This window comes from Chryseotalea sanaruensis (assembly GCF_003990915.1).
Classification (GTDB): Bacteria; Bacteroidota; Bacteroidia; order Cytophagales; family Cyclobacteriaceae; genus Chryseotalea; species Chryseotalea sanaruensis.
This window is the reverse complement of the sequence record NZ_BHXQ01000002.1, coordinates 283,111-301,650: the sequence shown is the minus strand read 5'-3', so window position 1 is coordinate 301,650 and position 18,540 is coordinate 283,111. Positions and strand designations below refer to the sequence as shown.

Below are 18,540 nucleotides of genomic sequence, written 5' to 3'. Positions count from 1 at the left end.
TAACTCATGAAACATATCTACGCTCAGCTGGCTTTAGCTTTATTGTTTATGGCCTGTCAGCAACAGCAAAACAATAGCAAATTATCAGGCCTGGAAAATCCTCCTGCCGATGGTTTTAATATCGAATTGTCTGACCCCGCTGCCATGGAATTGGCAGACAGTGTTATGCGTGCCCAGGGAGGTAGAGCTGCCTGGGATCAGACGCGTTTTATCAGCTGGAATTTTTTCGGTCGCAGAAACCTGGTGTGGGACAAACAAGATGGCAGGGTAAGAATTGAATCCATACCGGACAGTACCATATACTTACTTGACATGAAGACAGGTAAGGGAAGAGTACGTATTAAAAACACAGAGCTGACTGAGCAAGATACTTTAAGTTCAATGCTAAAAAGAGCAGAGAGAATCTGGATAAACGATTCGTATTGGTTGGTGATGCCTTTTAAACTAAAAGATTCAGGTGTTACACTAAAATATTTGGGAGAGGATACGCTGCAGACGGGAGGCTTTTGTAATGTATTGCAACTCACTTTTGAAAATGTGGGCTCAACCCCAGAAAATAAATATCACATTTATGTAGATCGAAAGGATAACCTGGTAAAACAGTGGGCATACTTTGAAAAGGCAACTCAAGATACAGCATCAGCAATCTGGCCTTTTGATAACTATAAAAAATATGGAAAAATCCTGCTATCAGCTGAACGCTCAGATGGAAAGGGACCTAAAGAAGTAAGTGTAAGTGATGCTTTACCTGATGCATTATTTACAGAATTTTAATGCATGGCCAAAAAGAATAATACTACGTCAGGTGTTTTAGAGCAAACCCGCTTTAAAGCGCTTATAGAACATGCCCATGATGCCATAGTTTTATATGACGAAAAAGGTGTTATTCGTTACGCAAGTCCTTCCTTAAAACGTTTTGGTGGTTATACCGATAAAGATTTATTAGGAAGGAAGGGATCAGACTTTGTTCATCCTGATGAGGCAGATAAAATTCACAAAATTTTTTTCAGTCTAAAGCCAGGGGAGTCAATTACCTTTCAGCAGCGACTATTACATAAAAAAGGTTACTTCCGTTGGGGAGAAACTACACTTACTAATCAATTACACCTTCCTGAGGTAAATGGTGTAATTTCTAATTTCAGAAATATTAGTGAGAGAAAGGAGGCGGAAGAAAAATCACAGCAGTTTCAGGAACTTTTAGAAATCATCAATGAAAATCTTGAAGAAGGAATTTTTTTAGGTGAATTCGGAGATAAATTCTTATATGCTAATCAGGCATTTTTAAGAATGTCGGGCTACAAATCGTTTGAAGAATTAGCTCAAACAAGACCTCGAGATTTTTATGTTGATGATGCCCAACGCCTATACATCTTAAGCCTTATGGCACAACAAAAGGTTGTAAGAAATCAGGAACTTCAATTCTACAAAAAAAACAAAAAGAAAATATGGGTTAAAATGACAATTAGCTTATTGTCGTCTCCTAATAGGAGAACCCAATACATTGGCACCGTACAGGACATAACAGAGCAAAAAAAATCCGAACTAAAATTTCAGGCGAGCCAACAACTCCTTTCCTCTATTAGTAATAATGTTCAAGAAGGATTTTTTAGGAGTTCTCCCACTAAGGGACTGATTTACGTAAATGAGTCTTACGTAAAAATGTTTGGCTATAACAGTCTGGAAGAAATACTCAAGGTCTCTCCTGTAAAATTTTATGCAAATCCTGCTGATCGTAAAAAGCTAATTGATGGTCAAAAGAAGTCAACGAAAGTAAGCAATGCTGAAGTACTCTATCGCAGAAAAGATGGTAGCACATTTTGGGGCTCGCTCAATAGTACAATGTTTAGATCGGTTGACGGCACCTATATCATGGATGGTGTCGTACGCGACATAACGGAAATAAAAAGCAAGGAGGATGAGTTTTTTCAACTACACTCTAATCTCCGCGCTATTATGGAGAGCACTCAAGAATCTATTTATGCGCTAGATAAACAGTTTCGGTATTTAGCCTTTAATGAGAATCATAAAAAGGTTATGAAGCTCCTCTACAATAAAGAAATTATGATTGGGGGAGACTTAAGAGATTACCTAAAAGGATCAGTTGACGAGAACTGGTACCCTGAAGAAATAAAACGCGCCATCAAAGGAGATCGCTTTATTAAAGAATATAAGGTTAATTATGAGAACTATCCAAACAGAATTATCCAAATAACTTTTAATCCGATTAAAGGTAAAAAGAATGAACTTCAGGGGGCCGCAATGTTTGTGGTGGATATAACTGAGCAAAAGCGAACAGAGCAAAAGGCTAAGCAACTGCTTTCTAATCTGACAGCAGTGCTAGAAAGCACCAAAGACAGAATTTTTGCAGTAGACCAAAACCTAAGATACCTGATTTTTAATAAGTCGCATGAGGAACGGGCTCTTAAATCAACGGGAAAAAAAATTAAGGTGGGTGATAATGTTCTTAAAGTTTTCCCTAAGTCTGATTATCCAAACCTGGAGGGAAATCTAATACGTTCACTTAAGGGTGAATACTTTAACATCGAAATGATCCTACCCTCAAAAGGAGCCGTGGAAGTTTCCTATAGCCCGGTAAAAGATATAGACGGCAATATAACAGGCGCGGCAGCTTTTATAAGAGATGTTACACTTAGAAAACAAAATGAACAAAAAATCAAGGCGCTTAATGAAGAGTTGATAAACCAGAATTGGAAGCTGGAAGCACGTGAACAAGATTTAAAAATGACCATGGAAGAGTTGTCGGAACGTAACTTCGAACTCGACCAGTTTATGTATAAAACCTCACACGACCTCCGGTCTCCACTTAGTTCTGTGTTAGGCCTTATTAATCTCGCAAAGTTTGATAGCGAGAAGGAACGAGTAAATGACTACTTAGAGAAAATTGAGGGACGTGTAAGAAAATTAGATGAATTTGTTCGCTCCATGCTTAGCTATGCAAAAGTAAGTAGGGCTGAAATTAGCACTAGTGAAGTAGTATTAGATGAACTCATTGCTGCAAATATTAAAGAGTTAGAGTACCTTGAAAATTTCAAGAAACTTAAAATTGCTATTAAATGTAAAAGCAAAGCAAAGTTTCACTCAGATGAAATGACACTGAAACTGATATTTGGCAATATTATTTCTAACGCATTTAAATACTATAATATCAACTCGAAGAGCTACCTTAAAGTAACAATTGATGTCAATACGCTTAGGGCTTCGGTTACTTTTGAAGACAATGGAATAGGTATTCAGAAAGAGTATCTTGACAAAATTTTTGATATGTTTTTCCGCGCAACTGAGAAGTCTGAAGGATCTGGATTGGGAATGTACATTGTTAAACAAGCGGTTGATAAGTTGAATGGTAAAATTGATATTAAAAGTAAATACGGGAAAGGCACAACTATAAAATTAGTAATACCTAATCTTTAGGCAGAGATATGCAGTATATTAACCTTGATTCAGTCCCTTCATTCTATCAAACATATGTGAAACATGTTTGTGATGCTCCGCTAATGGATGCCCTCCAGAAAAGTCAGCAGCTGTTACAAGAGCTATTGACTTCCATCCCTGAAACAAAAGGTGAGTTCCGTTACGATAAAGGTAAGTGGAGCATCAAGGAATTACTTTGTCACATGATGGATACAGAAAGAATTTTTTGCTACAGAGCACTTCGTTTTTCGAGAAATGATAGTACGGAATTGCATGGCTTCGATGAAAATACCTACGCCCCTGAAGCGAATGCGCACGGTAGAAGTATTGCTCAGCTTGCCAGAGAAGTACATAACCTTAGAATTGTTACCCTCGACTTATTTAGAAATTTAACACCTGAAATGCTTAACCGAATCGGCAAAGCTAACAACACTCAAATATCTGTAGTAGCTTTGGGTTATATTGTAGCGGGCCACGAAACACATCACCGCATTGTACTTCAGGAACGATATCTCTCGGATGGAATATGATAAAAGTCATCGCTCTTTTTTTCATTACCACATTACTCTTTTCATGTTCTCCGCGTTTCCAAAATACACTCGAGCGGAATTTTAGCGATACTGAAATAAAATTTCAGGATCATACTGGTTTTTCATTGTATGATATTGATGCGGGTAAAACCGTTTTTGAATATAAAGCAGATCGATATTTTACTCCGGCCTCTAACACTAAAATTCTTACCTTTTATACCTGCCTTACTATACTGAATGATTCATTGCCAGCATTTAAATATAAGCAATCAACTGATTCATTAATTGTTTGGACAATGGGCGATCCTACATTTCTAAACAATAAGATTTACAACAATCCTGCATCTTTTGATTTTTTAAAGAACACCGAAGGCAGTCTATATTTGTCATCAACTAATTTTTATGAAGAAGCTTTTGGTAGTGGTTGGGCGTGGGATGATTTCAATGGTTCTTACCAGCCAGAGAAATCCGCATTTCCAATTTACAGTAATTTAGTAACTGCAACTTTCGATTCTTCAATATTACTCATTGAGCCAGCTTACTTTGCTAATAGCGTAAGCATCGCAGAAGAGAAGAGAAATCCTGAATTTATTCGTGAAAAAGATACTAATCATTTTACCTTTCACCCCTCACAACGGATTATAAGCAAAACCTTCGAAACACCCTTTCGCACCAGCGACAGCCTGACGAGACTGCTTTTGCAGGATACCTTAAAAAAACCAGTGGCATATATAAATGCAGCGATGCCTTTCGATGTACAAACTTTCTTCAATACACCAGTAGATAGTGTTTACAAAGTGATGATGCAGGAAAGTGATAATTTTCTAGCTGAACAACTTTTATTAATGTGCTCAGCAACAATTAGTGATTCATTAAGTGTTGGGCCGGCAATGCGCTTAATGCAGCAAAGTTATTTGAGTGATTTGCCTGACAAGCTTCGCTGGGTTGACGGCTCAGGACTTTCGCGCTACAATTTATTTACACCTAGAAGTATAGTTGCTGTTTGGAAGAAAATATATCAGAAAGTGCCAAGAGAAAGATTGTTCCCTTTACTGGCAACAGGGGGAGTAAATGGTACAGTTGCAAACTGGTATAAGTCGGAACAGCCCTATTTTTATGGCAAGACGGGCACTTTAGCTAATAACCACAGCTTGAGTGGCTATTTAATTACACGTTCTGGCAAAACCCTGATCTTTTCTTTTATGAACAGTCACTATCTTGCATCCACTTCGGATATCCGGAGAAATATGCAAAGCATATTAGAATACATTCGCGACAATTATAAGTAATGAAATTATTTTTTACATGCCTTTTAAGTATTGGTGTTATCAGTACATCATACTCACAGATTGATAGTCTATCTATCAAAATAGGTCAAATGCTTTTAATTGGCTTTGCCGATACAAAAGTTGATGAGAAAGTTTTAAAGGAGATTAGAGATGGAAAGGTTGGCTCCATTATCATATTTGAAAAAAATATACCAAGGTCAAACTCATACATGGCTTTGAAAAAGATTATCTGGACTTATCAGCAGGCAGCAATAACCCCACTTTTTATTGCTATTGATCAGGAAGGAGGTCGTGTTAATAGGTTGAAAGAGAAGTATGGATTTCCCAGATCTGTTTCGGCTGCTTATGCTGGTAAAAGTAAATCACTCGACACAGTTCGTTTCTATGCACAAGCCACAGCGGCAACACTCGCAGGGTTGGGTATTAATGTAAATTTTGCACCTACAGTGGATCTGGCCAGTAACCCTGACAATCCTATTATTGCTAAAGTGGAGCGTTCCTATTCAGCAGATGCCGATACAGTAAGTATAATGGCTAAAGCTTTTATTGAAGAGCACCGTAAACTGGGTGTTATCACTGTGCTAAAACATTTTCCTGGTCATGGTAGCTCCAAAGCCGATACACATTTGGGTATTGCAGATGTTACTAACACTTGGCATGAAAAAGAATTGATACCGTATAAAAAGTTATTGCAAGCCGGCTACGTTGACGGCATAATGAGTGCACATATCGTGAATAAAAAATTGGATGCAAGAGGCCTACCGGGAACTTTGTCAGACAGTATTCTTGGGAATATACTTAGAAAGGAAATTGGTTACACAGGTGTTGTTTTTTCAGACGATATGCAAATGCACGCTATCACTAAACACTATGGATTAGAGGAGGCCATTAAGCTGGCTATTCTAGCAGGTGTTGATGTTATGACTTTTTCTAATAATATATCAGGCAGTGAAGAACGAACTGTTGATAAAGTACATGGCATTATCAAAAAACTTGTTCAGAATGGTACTATAAGCGAGGAGCGGATTAATGAATCGTATCAGCGCATTCTTACTTTGAAAAAATCATTTGCTTATGATAAGGCCTACTATCAACGTGAAGTGCTAAGCCAGAAACATTATGCTTTACAAAATTTAAGAAGAGCGGAAAAGCAATTCAAACAAGCGCAAGAAAACTACAATAAGATAAATAAGACAACCATACCCGAAGCGGCACCGGAAAATGAGAAGAAGAAAAAACGCTCAAAGAAGAAACAATAATGGAGAAATCATTTGATAAACAACAAGTAAGAAGAGCCAGAATCACGGCCATCATATTAGCATCTTCAATAGTAATTTCTGTTATCTCCATTGTTTATGCATTTACAAGCAAAAAAGAGGTTGAAAGAATTTCAAAGGATGCAGATAAGGTGGTAACGCTGGCAGCAAAGTATAGACTAGAAGCCGAGCAGATTGCAGCAGAAGCTAACATGAGACTTGCCACTGCACTAAAAGCTTTGGATGAATGTAAAAAAGCAAACACTAAATAAGTATTTATGAACAGGTCACAAAGTTTGCTTAATGGAAACCAACAACAGAAGATTTCTGCTAAACGGAACAAAATAATACTGCTGTCACTGTTTGTATTGTTGTTGTGCTCAACTGTATTTGCTTATTTACAAAGACGTGAAGCCAAGCTTCAAAAAGTGTTAAGTGAAAAGCTAATGGAAGATTTGCAACAAGTAAGAGCTGTGGCTGAAAAAGCTCAACTTGAGGCTATGATGCAGAGAGACTTGGCAGCAAAAAGTGAAACGATGTGCAACCAGGCATTGCAAGCATGCCAGCAAAAAAGGAAATGAACAAAACTTATTTTATAGAGCAAACCACTGCTCCTGAAGTCCCTATAATATTGAGTGTGCCTCACTGCGGTACAGCCTTTCCGCATGAATTAAAGAATGATTTTAAGAAAGAACTAACCCATGCACCTGACGATACAGATTGGTTTGTGCACAAGCTCTATGATTTTGCGCCAGCCTTAGGTATTACTATGATTCACGCTAATTATAGTCGTTGGGTAATTGACTTAAATCGCGATCCGGAAAGTAAACCGCTGTATAATGACGGCCGAATTATTACTGCCCTTTGTCCAACAACAACCTTTTTTGGCGCTCCGATTTACAATGATGAAAGAAAAGAAGTAGAGCAACAAGAAGTAAACAGGCGGGTGCAACAATACTACAAACCATATCATAGCAAACTGGCAGAACTGATTGAAGAGAAGAAAGAAAAATTTGGCAAGGTACTGTTATGGGACTGCCATTCCATTCGTCAACATGTACCGACCATCTACAAAGAAAAATTTCCAGATTTGATTTTGGGAAATGCTGATGGTACTTCTGCTTCAGAAGAAATTATTAATATTACGTTGAACTCTCTACAACAAGGTGATTACTCAGTTTTTCACAATCATCCTTTTAAAGGTGGTTATATTACCAGAAATTTTGGAAAGCCTGCTCATCAAGTACATGCATTGCAATTAGAAATGAGCAAGACGATGTATATGGATGATCAGGAGCAACGGTATAGCGAAGCAAGAGCCAATAAGATGAGAGACCTTTTAAAAGCAGTATTAACCAAATTGATTATAGCGTTGAAATAATGGAAACACAACCTATACCATATAAAACATTTCGCTTTAACCAACTTTGGTATAATCAAGCTTGGCTTGCACCAGCCTTTGTTTGTTTGGACGAGCGTGGTTGTATTCTCTCTATTTCCTCTGAAACACCCACAGAGGCAGCAGCTATTGAGTATGTAAATGGCATTGCTCTACCCGGATTTCAGAATGCACATTCACATGCTTTTCAATACGCTATGGCTGGTTTAGCAGAGCAACATGCACCCGGCACTAGTGATGACTTCTGGACTTGGCGCGAAGCCATGTACCAATGTGCACTTGCTGTAAACCCGGATGAAGTGGAAGCTATAGCAGCCATGTTATATGCCGAAATGGTAAGACACGGTTATAGTCATGTAGTAGAATTCCATTATCTGCATCACGATAAGGATGGCAAGCCTTATAATAATTTAGGAGAGATGGGTGAAAGAATGGTGGCAGCGGCAGTAACAGCTGGTATTAATATCACACTTATTCCTGTGTTTTATCAGAAAGGCGGGTTTGGTGCAGAGCCACAAGCACGACAAAGAAGATTTATTTCCAGAACCATTGAAGATTATTTTCATCTGCTTGATGATTCAGCAGAAATAGTTAAACAGCATCAACACGCCAAGCTTGGTTTTAGTGTACATTCATTGCGTGCAGTTGATTTGGAAGACATTAAAAGCACCTATCAACAGGGGCCCAAAAATATTCCCTTTCATTTGCATATAGCGGAGCAGAAAAAAGAGATTGAAGATTGCCTTGCCTATACCCAACAACGACCAGTGGAGTGGTTGTTAAATAATCTTCCTGTTAATGAACGATTTCATTTGGTGCATGCTACGCATTTATCTGATGAAGAAGTAAAAAATTTAGCACAGGCAAAAGCAGATGTAGTATTATGTCCGTCTACCGAAGGAAATCTTGGAGATGGCATTTTCAGAATGAAAGATTATGTTAGATATGGCGGAAAATGGTGTATTGGCACAGATAGTCATATAGGCATAAACCCGTTAGAAGAGTTTCGCATGATCGACTACCGGCAAAGATTAATAACAAACCAACGCAATACTTTTGAAGGGAATGCAGCAGCCTATTTAGTCCAAACAGAAACTACCAATGGAAGAGTTGCTATGGGCTTGGGTGATGCATCTCCATTTGAGATTGATCAAGCCTTTCATGCAGTGGTATATAATGCAGCATCTCCACTGTTAGCCAATACATCAAATGAAAAACTAATGGCCAGCATTGTATATGCTGCTGATAGTGCCATGGTGTTGGGAACAATCATGCACGGTAGGTGGATTGTTAAGGAGAATAGACATGTAAGAAATGAGGTAATTCAAAGTGCTTTTGCAAAGGCAATGCAAAGCATAAAGAACAGATAGATAATTTTAAGTTGTAAGGAGAAATGAATCTTTTAGATAAAATTAAAGTACTCGCCAATCAATACACTACAGATGTAATTACATGGAGACGCCATTTGCATGCACATCCGGAGCTATCCTATCAGGAATTTGAAACAGTAAAATATGTTGATAAGCAATTAAGATCGTTCGGTCTAACGCCAAAGGCAGTAGCGGGCACAGGACTAATTGTTGAAGTACAGGGAAAAAATCCAACAAAAAAGATGGTGGCACTTCGTGCCGACATGGACGCCTTGCCGATTGTTGAAGCAAACGATGTTTCGTATAAATCTACAAATCCAGGTGTGATGCACGCCTGTGGTCATGATGTACATACTTCATCTTTGTTGGGCACAGTGAAAATTCTGCATGATTTGCGAGAGGAATTTGAGGGAACAATTCGTTTTTTATTTCAACCAGGTGAAGAGAAAAATCCTGGTGGTGCATCTTATATGATCCGTGATGGAGCGCTGCAGAATCCACAACCCGCTACCATTATTGGTCAGCATGTATTTCCATTATTGCCTGCTGGCAAAATTGGTTTTCGTGAGGGAATGTACATGGCCAGCGCAGATGAAATCTACATGAAAGTACTTGGTAAAGGTGGGCATGGCGCTGCGCCTGACCTCACCATTGATCCAATTGTAATTGCCTGTAATATTATTGTTTCCTTGCAGCAAATTATCAGTCGCAACGCAAGCCCTAAGCAACCTACGGTTTTAACCTTTGGAAAAATTGAAGGTGGTGCTACAACCAATGTTATTCCGATGGAAGTAAACATAGCGGGTACTTTCCGTGCGATGAATGAAGAGTGGAGAGAAGAAGGTTTACGGAGAATTAAGAAAATGGCAGAGAGTTTAGCAGAAGGCATGGGCGGTAAATGTGAAGTTAATATATCACGTGGCTATCCCTTTCTTCAAAACGACCCACAAGTAACCAAGCGAATAAAAGCAGCTGCCACAGAATATGTGGGTAAGGAAAATGTGGTTGATATTGATATTACACTTGGAGCCGAAGATTTTTCTTACTACTCACAAATTATACCCGCATCTTTCTATCGACTGGGCACAAGAAATGAAGCTAAAGGGATAACGTCTTATGTACACAACCCCACCTTTGATATAGATGAAGATGCGCTAAAGATAAGTAGTGGATTAATGGCGTGGATGGCGGTGAAGGAGTTAATGATTTAGATATCAAAACTAAGTAGCAAGGCTATGACTTCTCGATCAATTATTATACTTGGCGCATTTGCTACGCTAATCGTATTGGGTTTTTTGAGTCAGCGATGGAGGGTAACATTCTTTAACTATAAGAAGGCTGTTCCTAAGGGTTGCAAATCAAATACAGAATCAAGCATGCAGTGTGAGGAATATATGGTTCATTGGCATTACGCTGAGCCAGCACAATATGAAGCGCTAATAGATTTATTTTCTCAGAGAATTATTCATGAGAATAGTTTACTGAGAGTTGATACAGTTCGTGAAGTGGAAAGTAATTCTCAATTCTCAACTTTATTGTTTAAGCATGATTCTAAAATAGTGAAAACAATGAGTTATGGAAAAAATGAACAGAAAGGTGTTGTAATTATTTATGAGCCGCTAAAAGCAATTCCTTCTATGCAATCCCGTCCTGACTTTATTAAGGAATTACTTTCACTTGACTTGAGAGAACTAAGGTAATTTATCCTTATCCTTACCCCTGATCTGTGTCCTCACAGAACAGCATTTCAATTGAAAGAAGTTTTAAATTTGAGATTGTTCCTTTTCATCTTTGTAAACAATTCTAAATTCTAAATTTATTCATCATTTTCTTTTCTTCGCCAGAAAACCATTTAAAGCTGCAGCCTCATTTAACAATTCTTTTACCTCGTCTTCGTATTCATCTAATTCAGTCAGCCCATAAAAGGTAGCTGACATTACTTGCTTCCTGCCCTTACTTTCCAGAAAATTATATTCTTTAGGTAATTCAAAACCACGATTGAAACAAAGACTTACGCTATCTTCATCATGGCTAATATAACAGAGGGCACCATTTAATTGGAAGGATGGAATATTATTGATGAGTTCTTCAGTAACATTGGGACCTAAATCTAAAATCCACAATCGCATCATGGTCATTATGTCTTTCTGCTTTTTAGGAAGGGTAGAGATAAAGCCTTGTACCGTCATGCAGTAAAGGTACAAGTAAAGCGTAATGGATTTAATGATTTATATCAGTAAGTCATTATTTGTTACTTACGCTGTTCGACATGTTAGCGTAGCGCATGTCGAACTAGCTATAATGCCGGATTTAAATCCGGCATATCACGAGTTCCAGATGCCCTTCGGAACATTTGGAACAGCAATGCCATAGAGTAAAACTACTAGCGTTGCGTAGAAGATTCAATGATTTATGTCAGTAAGCCGGCAGGTGTTTGTTATTCAGCGAGGAGTAAGAAAACGCAAGGTAGTTTATCAAGTATTAGTTTTTCTTTTTTCCACTCAGCCACTGATTTTGTTTTGATCAATTCGGCACTTCCGGTTATGTCGTAGGCTACGGTTAATAATGTTGTGTTGCTTAAACCTTTTACCAAATCGTTGTAGACAGCTTGATTGCGGTAAGGGGTTTCAATGAAAAGCTGCGTTTGATTTTTTTGTTTTGATTCTTTTTCCAGTTCACGTATTGCTTGTAAACGATCTTTGGAGTCAATAGGCAGATAACCATGAAACGCAAACTTCTGACCGTTTAATCCGCTGGCCATTAAAGAAAGTAAAAGCGATGAAGGACCAACCAAAGGCACAACAACAATGTTGTGTTTGTGCGCATAAGCAACTGCAATAGCCCCAGGGTCTGCTACACCAGGGCAACCCGATTCAGAAAGAACACCTAAATTTTTCCCATCTTCAATTGGTTTGAATAATTCTTTGAGCTCAGCCGGTTTCGTTTTTTTATTTAACACCTGGAATTGAAGCGGCTCGATAGATTCATACACTTTTAAGCTGCTTAAATACCTGCGAGCTGTTCTGATTTCTTCAGCAAGAAAATATTGAATAGAAGGCAAAACCTCTCTCACCTGTGTTGGAATAACACTGCCTTGAGTTGCGTCAGCAATCACAACAGGAATTAAGTATAGTTTGCCTTTACCCATTACAACGATTGAAGGTAGTTATGAACCAGTGTTACAAACTCCTGCGGTTTTTCAGCTTGTACCCAGTGGCTTGTATCCATTCCCTCTATCTTAGCTTGAGGAAAATATTGACGGATGATATTGGTGTCTTCATCTTTTACGTAATTGGAACGATTACCCTTTACAAACAACGTTGCTTTATCGAAAGTACCTTTGTATTGTAATTCAACACCTACATTACTGAGCTTCTCTGTAATTACTTTTAAATTAAATTTCCAGCTAAAACCACCTTCAGATTTGCGTTGTAAATTTTTAAGTAGAAACTGGCGCACATCTGATTCAGGCACAAAACGTGCAAGTTGTTCATCTGCTTCGTTGCGAGAAGTGAGCGTATCAATGGTAATGGCTTTAAGTCCTTCAGCAATGGTATAATGTTCAAGGTTGTAGGCGCGCGGTGCAATATCTACGACAATCAAACAAGCAAGTTTATCAGGATGCGCAATAGCAAAATTCATGGCCGCTTTACCGCCCATGGAGTGGCCGATAATAATCGGATTTTGTATCTGATGATCGTCAATGAATTCAACTAAATCCTTAACCATAAAAGTATAGTCAAAGTCATCGCTGTGTGGTGAAAGACCGTGGTTGCGTATATCAATTGTGTAAACTTGATAATCCTGATTAAACAATTTGGCCTGAGTAAGCCAATTATCACAAGAGCCAAACAAACCATGCATGATAATCATCACAGGCGCATTCGGTTTAGCAGATGGGTATTCGCGAAAGAATAATTTCATACTGTAAAGATGCAAAAACAAAATAAGACCTTGAAGGTGTAGTCAATGAAAAAGCCCGGGTAATCCCGGGCTCTCTCTCGTTTTCGTCTATGTTAATCAGATTAATTCTTCTTCAACTGATCTACCTTTGAAGGTTCTTCTTTTTTAGGGAAATTGTTATTTGTAGCATTTACATCGGCAATCTCGAAATTAGGATCAACCAATACATTTACCACCTCTTTCTCTTTCACAAATACTTTAACTACTTCATTTTCATTTAGGCGCCAGATTTCTGCCGGTATACGGTCAATCTCTTTGCTGCCATCTTTAAACGTCCACTCGATAATGACTGGCATCACCAAACCACCAACATTTTTAAGTTTAACCTGATAGATATTTTTACCCTCGAGTTTCTTTCTCACATCATCATCATTAATGCGGCTGCGGAATTCACCATAGAAATTATCAGGGGTATTGATTAAGGTAAATTCTTCAGGGCCATTTGAGAAATCAGTTGGGTTGTTGCTCTTGGCTGAGGCAAGATCACCTTGTTTTGTTTTAGGTGTTTTCTTTTCAGGATCAACCTGTGTACTCTTTACCTTCATCCACTTTACTTCAGCTAACTCAATATCTGTGTTATCAGTGGTAAAGAACCAACCTCTCCAGAACCAATCAAGGTCAACAGCTGATGCATCTTCCATAGTGCGGAAGAAATCTGCTGGCTTTGGATGTTTAAATGCCCAACGTGTGGCGTACTCTTTAAAGGCTTTGTCAAACAATTCAGGCCCCATAACAGTATTGCGCAGGATAGTTAAACCAGTGCCAGGTTTTGTATAACCATTAGGGCCGTGGTTTCTTCCCTGGTTATCTGCAGTTGCCATAATAGGTCGCATCTGCGTACGATCACCTTTCATAAAAGGAATCATGCTTTTAGGTGTAGCCGTAGTATAGTTTAGTGCAGGATAACGATCACGGATAGTTTCGCCTTCCATAAAAGTATTCAAGCCTTCATCCATCCATGTGCTCTGACGTTCATCACTGTTTATAATCATCGGGAAAAAGTTGTGACCTACTTCGTGTACAACTACACCAATCATACCCTGAAGTAAACGATCTGAGTAAGTTCCATCTTTATTTGGCCGTCCAAAATTGAAACAGATCATAGGGTACTCCATACCTTGATTCGCAGCATGAACTGATGTAGCATGCGGATAAGGATAATCGAATGTTCTTGCAGAGTAAACCTCAAGTGTGTTTTTAACAGCTTTAGTTGATTCTTTAGCCCATAACGGATTACCTTCTTTAGGATAAAATGATTGCGCTAAAGGTGTTTTGGTAGCAAGCTTTACGGCTTGAGCATCCCAGATAAATTTGCGAGAATGAGCAAATGCAAAATCGCGTACGTTTTCAGCATGGAATTCCCAAGTGCTTTTTTTAGTAGCGCGTTCCTTCTCTTTCTTTTTAGCTTCTTCTTCGGTTACAATAAATACTGGCTTATCAAAAGTTCTTTGTGCCAAGGCATAGCGTTCTTGTTGTTCAGCAGTTAATACGGCCTTAGGATTTTGCAACCAACCAGTTGAAGCAACAATATGATCTGAAGGAACTGTAATGCGTACTTTGTAATCACCAAAAGCAAGTGCAAACTCACCAGTTCCTAAAAACTGTTTGTTTTGCCAGCCTTCATAATCATCGAAAACACACATGCGTGGGAACCACTGGGCAAAAGTGTAAACATAATTACCATCTTCAGGGAAAAACTCATAGCCACCGCGTTGGCTAAACTGCATGCGGTCGTATTCCTGATAATTCCAATCAACGGAGAACACAAACTTCTCACCCTTTTTAAGAGGTGCCGGAAGTTCAATACGCATCATGGTATTGTTGATGGTATACTTTAGTGCTTTGTTGGCCGCATCTTTAACAGCCGTAATGTTATAGCCACCTTTGTAGTCGCTCGTGTTAACACCAATAAACCCAAGTATGCGCGTAGCAGAAGAATCGCGCAAGCCGCCTTGTTGCGTTTGGGCAGTCATGCTGTTATCGGCCAAAATGTTTTGATCGAGCTGCATCCACAGGTACGTAAGTGTTTCAGGAGAATTGTTATGGTAAGTAATGGTTTCTTTACCTGTTAACACCTGCGTTTCATCATTAACCTCTACATCAATAACGTAGTCGGCACGTTGTTGCCAGTACTCAGTGCCAGGGGCACCTGAACCTGAACGATAAGCATTGGGTGTAGGTAACTCGTTAGGGCCAAGTTGTTCAAACTTACCTTTCCAGTTTTGAGCCTGAACAGCAAAAGAAGCGAACAGGGCAATTATTAATAATTTCTTCATAATTGTAATTTGGATATGCAATAAAGCAAAAATGCCGGTTAGGATAAACACCCCAACCGGCACTTAAATGGTTATTTACGGCTTCTTTCTATTTTTTCTTCAATTGATCAATTTTAGATGGGCTTTGCACTTTAGGAAAAACGTTGTCTTCAAGGCTTATGTCAGTTGTTTCCATTTTAGGATCTAATACAACTTTAGTAACCTCTTTATCCTTTACAAACACTTTAGTAATGCGTTGTTCATTTGTGCGCCAGATTTCTGCAGGTATGCGCTCAAGTTCCTTGCTACCATCTTTGTAAGTCCATTCAATGATAACAGGCATAATTAGACCTCCATTATTTGTAAGGGTTACCTCGTACAGGTTCTTGTTTTCTAACTTGGCCAATACAGCTTTATCGTCAACACGGCTTCTGAATTCACCATAAAAATAATCAGGCGTTGGTAATACGGTAATAGGTTGTGGACCATTGCTGAAATCATTCGCTTGGTTAGTACTGCTGCCTGAAGCAAGATCACCTCGCTTGGCACTAACGCCTTTGTTTTCAACTTTAGAGTTTTCTGTGCGCACAGTCAACCATCTTACTTGTTCAATAGATTGATCACACACATCTGTCGTATAGAACCATCCTCTCCAGAACCAATCCAGGTCTACAGCAGAGGCATCTTCCATTGTGCGGAATAAATCAGCAGGTTTAGGGTGTTTAAATGCCCAACGACTTGCATATTCTTTAAAAGCTTTGTCAAATAATTCAGGGCCCATAACGGTTTCGCGCAGCATATTTAAACCAGTAGCACACTTGGCGTATTGTTCGTTTCCGAAGTTGGCACGTACTACCGATTCTGAGTTCACCATAAGCGGTCGTTGTAAATCTGCATTGCCCTTCATGTAAGGGACGATAGTTGAAGCAGGGCCTCTACGTTGTGGCATGTCAGGATAATTTTCAACCTGAGTTCTGTATTGCACAAAAGTATTCAAGCCCTCATCCATCCATGTCCACTGACGCTCATCACTGTTAATGATCATCGGGAAGAAGTTATGACCTACTTCATGCACTATTACACCAATCATTCCCCATTTGGTGCGTTCAGGAATGGTGCCATCTTCTAACGGACGACCGTAGTTAAAGCAAATCATTGGATACTCCATACCTAATGATGCAGCATGTACAGATGTTGCCTGTGGATATGGATAGTCGATGGTGTATTTGCTATAAGTTTCTAAAGTGTATTTAACAGCTTTGGTAGATTCTTGCTCCCATAGTGGGTTGCCTTCTTTAGGATAGTAAGACATCGCTAATGGCGTTTTGTCTCCGATCTTTACTGCCTGTGCATCCCAGATAAATTTACGTGAAGTAGCAAAGGCGAAGTCACGTACATTTTCGGCATAGAATTTCCATGTTTTTTTAGCAGTAGATTTTGTCTTCTCACGTTGTTCAGCTTCTTGCTGGGTAGCAATAATCACAGGCTTGTCAAAAGATGTTTTCGCTTTTTCAAAGCGCGCGTATTGTTCCGGTGTTAAAACTTCTTTTGCGTTTTGCACCATACCTGTTGCCGCTACAATATGATCGGCAGGCACTGTCAGGTTAACCACGTAGTTACCGAAAGTAAGCGTAAACTCGCCCTGACCCAAGAACTGTTTATTCTGCCATCCCACAACATCATCGTAAACACACATGCGTGGAAACCATTGAGCAATAATGTAGAGGTAGTTGCCATCTTTTGGGAAATATTCCATACCACTTCTGCCATCATTCGTGGTATAGCCCTTTACGCGATCGTTAATGTTAAAAGACCATTCAACAGAGAAAGAGAATTTTTGTCCTGGAGCCAATGCTTGTGGCAGATCAATGCGCATCATGGTAGCATTGATGGTATAAGGCAAAGCTTTACCAGTTGCATCTTTTACAGATTTAATTTTAAAGCCACCATCAAAATCGTGTAAAACAAGACTGCTGGCGATAGATTTGGTATCAATTGAATCGCGTACCGTGCTGGTAGCAGTTTTTAAAGTGTTACTCTCTTTATCGTTAATGTTTTGATCTAGTTGTAACCAAAGATATTTTAGCACATCAGGTGAGTTGTTGAAGTAGGTAATGGTCTCACTCCCTGTAATACTTTGGTTAACATCATTGAGCTCGGCATTAATAACATAATCGGCTCTCTGTTGCCAGTAGCGTGGCCCTGGTGCGCCTGATCCGCTCCTGTATTCATTGGGTGTGGGCAACAATTGGTCAAGCTGTTCAAACTTGCCTTGCCAGCCCGGACTTTGCGCATAAGCTACTGCCGACAAAAGCAGCAGAGAGAATAGAAGTTTAATTTTCATAGTTGTATGGATGTTCGTTGTTTTAATTTTTACCAAAAAATCTTGTCCTTCATTAACACAAGAGCAATTCCTGCAATAGCGGAAGATAAAATGATTTTCCAATCTCTTCTGCTACGCCCCATCAGATCAACTATAATAAACGCAGCAAATAAAAATATTGCAACAATTATTATTTGACCGAACTCTAATCCAATGTTAAAGGCTAAAAGCTGGGTTATAATACTTTCATCTTTACCCAATATACTTTTTAAGTAGTTTGAAAAACCAAGACCGTGGATAAGACCAAAAAAGAGGGCATAGCCGTAGTTTAATTGAAGCGATAGGGTTGACCGATTTTCTTCTTTTCTGAAAATATTAGATACAGCCGTGATGAAAATAGTTAGGGGAATTAAAAACTCAATCAATTCAGAATTTACTGAAACAATATCCAGTGTTGATAAAGCCAGGGTAATGGAATGACCTACCGTAAACGCGGTGATAAGGATAAGTAATCTTTTCCAATCACGCATGAGGTACATGGCGCATAAGGCCAGCACAAATAAAATATGATCATAGCCATTGGCATAATCAAGGATGTGTTCCTTGCCAAGCATGAAATAAAGCTGAAACTCTGACATATTGGTGTATAAAAGCTGGCAAGTATAAGCATTTGGCTCCTAAAATTGATATATTCTAAATATTGGCTTTTGCTTTGCTGTATTC

Annotated in this window: 17 protein-coding genes; 11 read left to right on the top strand and 6 right to left on the bottom strand. The window is 38.9% G+C overall.

Annotated features, from left to right (window positions below; all coding sequences use genetic code 11):
* Positions 1-6: 6 nt before the first annotated feature.
* Genes SanaruYs_RS05770 through SanaruYs_RS05720 form a run of 11 tightly spaced genes read left to right on the top strand, consistent with a single transcriptional unit; the run spans position 7 to position 10,976 of the window.
* The gene (locus SanaruYs_RS05770) at positions 7-774 is read left to right on the top strand and encodes a hypothetical protein (RefSeq protein ID WP_246011854.1); all 768 of its coding nucleotides are present in this window, start codon (positions 7-9) and stop codon (positions 772-774) included.
* 3 nt (positions 775-777) lie between these two features.
* Entirely contained in the window at positions 778-3,432 is a 2,655-nt protein-coding gene (locus SanaruYs_RS05765; protein ID WP_127121580.1) for a PAS domain S-box protein, read from the top strand.
* 8 nt (positions 3,433-3,440) lie between these two features.
* Positions 3,441-3,962: a DinB family protein gene (locus SanaruYs_RS05760; protein WP_127121579.1), complete on the top strand. Its 522-nt coding sequence runs from the start codon at positions 3,441-3,443 to the stop codon at positions 3,960-3,962.
* On the top strand, positions 3,959-5,251 hold the full coding sequence (locus tag SanaruYs_RS05755; RefSeq protein ID WP_127121578.1) for a D-alanyl-D-alanine carboxypeptidase/D-alanyl-D-alanine-endopeptidase: 1,293 nt from the start codon (positions 3,959-3,961) through the stop codon (positions 5,249-5,251). The genes SanaruYs_RS05760 and SanaruYs_RS05755 overlap by 4 nt, the downstream gene beginning before the upstream one ends.
* Positions 5,251-6,510 (top strand): glycoside hydrolase family 3 protein, encoded by a 1,260-nt coding sequence (locus tag SanaruYs_RS05750; protein ID WP_127121577.1) that lies wholly within the window; start codon positions 5,251-5,253, stop codon positions 6,508-6,510. The genes SanaruYs_RS05755 and SanaruYs_RS05750 overlap by 1 nt, the downstream gene beginning before the upstream one ends.
* Positions 6,510-6,779, top strand: a complete 270-nt coding sequence (locus tag SanaruYs_RS05745; RefSeq protein ID WP_127121576.1) for a hypothetical protein — start codon at positions 6,510-6,512, stop codon at positions 6,777-6,779. The genes SanaruYs_RS05750 and SanaruYs_RS05745 overlap by 1 nt, the downstream gene beginning before the upstream one ends.
* Before the next feature lie 6 nt (positions 6,780-6,785).
* Complete coding sequence (locus SanaruYs_RS05740) at positions 6,786-7,088, top strand: hypothetical protein (RefSeq protein WP_127121575.1); 303 nt, start codon at positions 6,786-6,788, stop codon at positions 7,086-7,088.
* Positions 7,067-7,888, top strand: coding sequence for an N-formylglutamate amidohydrolase (locus SanaruYs_RS05735; RefSeq protein ID WP_246011853.1), 822 nt, complete (start codon positions 7,067-7,069; stop codon positions 7,886-7,888). The genes SanaruYs_RS05740 and SanaruYs_RS05735 overlap by 22 nt, the downstream gene beginning before the upstream one ends.
* Complete coding sequence (gene hutF, locus SanaruYs_RS05730) at positions 7,888-9,276, top strand: formimidoylglutamate deiminase (protein ID WP_127121574.1); 1,389 nt, start codon at positions 7,888-7,890, stop codon at positions 9,274-9,276. Before SanaruYs_RS05735 ends, hutF begins: the two co-directional genes overlap by 1 nt.
* Before the next feature lie 23 nt (positions 9,277-9,299).
* Positions 9,300-10,487, top strand: coding sequence for a M20 metallopeptidase family protein (locus SanaruYs_RS05725; protein WP_127121573.1), 1,188 nt, complete (start codon positions 9,300-9,302; stop codon positions 10,485-10,487).
* Positions 10,488-10,511: 24 nt separating this feature from the next.
* Positions 10,512-10,976, top strand: a complete 465-nt coding sequence (locus SanaruYs_RS05720; protein ID WP_127121572.1) for a hypothetical protein — start codon at positions 10,512-10,514, stop codon at positions 10,974-10,976.
* Positions 10,977-11,099: 123 nt separating this feature from the next.
* On the opposite strand, the gene SanaruYs_RS05715 is transcribed toward SanaruYs_RS05720, so the two are convergent.
* The 6 genes from SanaruYs_RS05715 to SanaruYs_RS05690 all read right to left on the bottom strand — a co-directional run bounded on the left by SanaruYs_RS05715 (position 11,100) and on the right by SanaruYs_RS05690 (position 18,455).
* Positions 11,100-11,465, bottom strand: coding sequence for a DUF1801 domain-containing protein (locus SanaruYs_RS05715; RefSeq protein WP_127121571.1), 366 nt, complete (start codon positions 11,463-11,465; stop codon positions 11,100-11,102).
* A gap of 248 nt (positions 11,466-11,713) precedes the next feature.
* Complete coding sequence (locus SanaruYs_RS05710) at positions 11,714-12,424, bottom strand: SAM-dependent methyltransferase (protein WP_127121570.1); 711 nt, start codon at positions 12,422-12,424, stop codon at positions 11,714-11,716.
* Positions 12,424-13,200: an alpha/beta fold hydrolase gene (locus SanaruYs_RS05705; RefSeq protein WP_127121569.1), complete on the bottom strand. Its 777-nt coding sequence runs from the start codon at positions 13,198-13,200 to the stop codon at positions 12,424-12,426. The genes SanaruYs_RS05710 and SanaruYs_RS05705 overlap by 1 nt, the downstream gene beginning before the upstream one ends.
* 101 nt (positions 13,201-13,301) lie before the next feature.
* On the bottom strand, positions 13,302-15,515 hold the full coding sequence (locus SanaruYs_RS05700; RefSeq protein WP_127121568.1) for a M1 family metallopeptidase: 2,214 nt from the start codon (positions 15,513-15,515) through the stop codon (positions 13,302-13,304).
* A gap of 88 nt (positions 15,516-15,603) precedes the next feature.
* Positions 15,604-17,838 (bottom strand): M1 family metallopeptidase, encoded by a 2,235-nt coding sequence (locus tag SanaruYs_RS05695; protein WP_127121567.1) that lies wholly within the window; start codon positions 17,836-17,838, stop codon positions 15,604-15,606.
* A gap of 29 nt (positions 17,839-17,867) precedes the next feature.
* Positions 17,868-18,455, bottom strand: coding sequence for a HupE/UreJ family protein (locus tag SanaruYs_RS05690; protein ID WP_127121566.1), 588 nt, complete (start codon positions 18,453-18,455; stop codon positions 17,868-17,870).
* Between the last annotated feature and the right edge of the window lie 85 nt (positions 18,456-18,540).

Excerpts from the sequence above, each read along its gene's own strand:
- SanaruYs_RS05770 (WP_246011854.1), top strand. The coding sequence starts at position 7 with ATGAAACATATCTACGCTCAGCTGGCTTTAGCTTTATTGTTTATGGCC.
- SanaruYs_RS05765 (WP_127121580.1), top strand. The coding sequence starts at position 778 with ATGGCCAAAAAGAATAATACTACGTCAGGTGTTTTAGAGCAAACCCGC.
- SanaruYs_RS05760 (WP_127121579.1), top strand. The coding sequence starts at position 3,441 with ATGCAGTATATTAACCTTGATTCAGTCCCTTCATTCTATCAAACATAT.
- SanaruYs_RS05755 (WP_127121578.1), top strand. The coding sequence starts at position 3,959 with ATGATAAAAGTCATCGCTCTTTTTTTCATTACCACATTACTCTTTTCA.
- SanaruYs_RS05750 (WP_127121577.1), top strand. The coding sequence starts at position 5,251 with ATGAAATTATTTTTTACATGCCTTTTAAGTATTGGTGTTATCAGTACA.
- SanaruYs_RS05745 (WP_127121576.1), top strand. The coding sequence starts at position 6,510 with ATGGAGAAATCATTTGATAAACAACAAGTAAGAAGAGCCAGAATCACG.
- SanaruYs_RS05740 (WP_127121575.1), top strand. The coding sequence starts at position 6,786 with ATGAACAGGTCACAAAGTTTGCTTAATGGAAACCAACAACAGAAGATT.
- SanaruYs_RS05735 (WP_246011853.1), top strand. The coding sequence starts at position 7,067 with ATGCCAGCAAAAAAGGAAATGAACAAAACTTATTTTATAGAGCAAACC.
- hutF (WP_127121574.1), top strand. The coding sequence starts at position 7,888 with ATGGAAACACAACCTATACCATATAAAACATTTCGCTTTAACCAACTT.
- SanaruYs_RS05725 (WP_127121573.1), top strand. The coding sequence starts at position 9,300 with ATGAATCTTTTAGATAAAATTAAAGTACTCGCCAATCAATACACTACA.
- SanaruYs_RS05720 (WP_127121572.1), top strand. The coding sequence starts at position 10,512 with ATGACTTCTCGATCAATTATTATACTTGGCGCATTTGCTACGCTAATC.
- SanaruYs_RS05715 (WP_127121571.1), bottom strand. The coding sequence starts at position 11,465 with ATGACGGTACAAGGCTTTATCTCTACCCTTCCTAAAAAGCAGAAAGAC.
- SanaruYs_RS05710 (WP_127121570.1), bottom strand. The coding sequence starts at position 12,424 with ATGGGTAAAGGCAAACTATACTTAATTCCTGTTGTGATTGCTGACGCA.
- SanaruYs_RS05705 (WP_127121569.1), bottom strand. The coding sequence starts at position 13,200 with ATGAAATTATTCTTTCGCGAATACCCATCTGCTAAACCGAATGCGCCT.
- SanaruYs_RS05700 (WP_127121568.1), bottom strand. The coding sequence starts at position 15,515 with ATGAAGAAATTATTAATAATTGCCCTGTTCGCTTCTTTTGCTGTTCAG.
- SanaruYs_RS05695 (WP_127121567.1), bottom strand. The coding sequence starts at position 17,838 with ATGAAAATTAAACTTCTATTCTCTCTGCTGCTTTTGTCGGCAGTAGCT.
- SanaruYs_RS05690 (WP_127121566.1), bottom strand. The coding sequence starts at position 18,455 with ATGTCAGAGTTTCAGCTTTATTTCATGCTTGGCAAGGAACACATCCTT.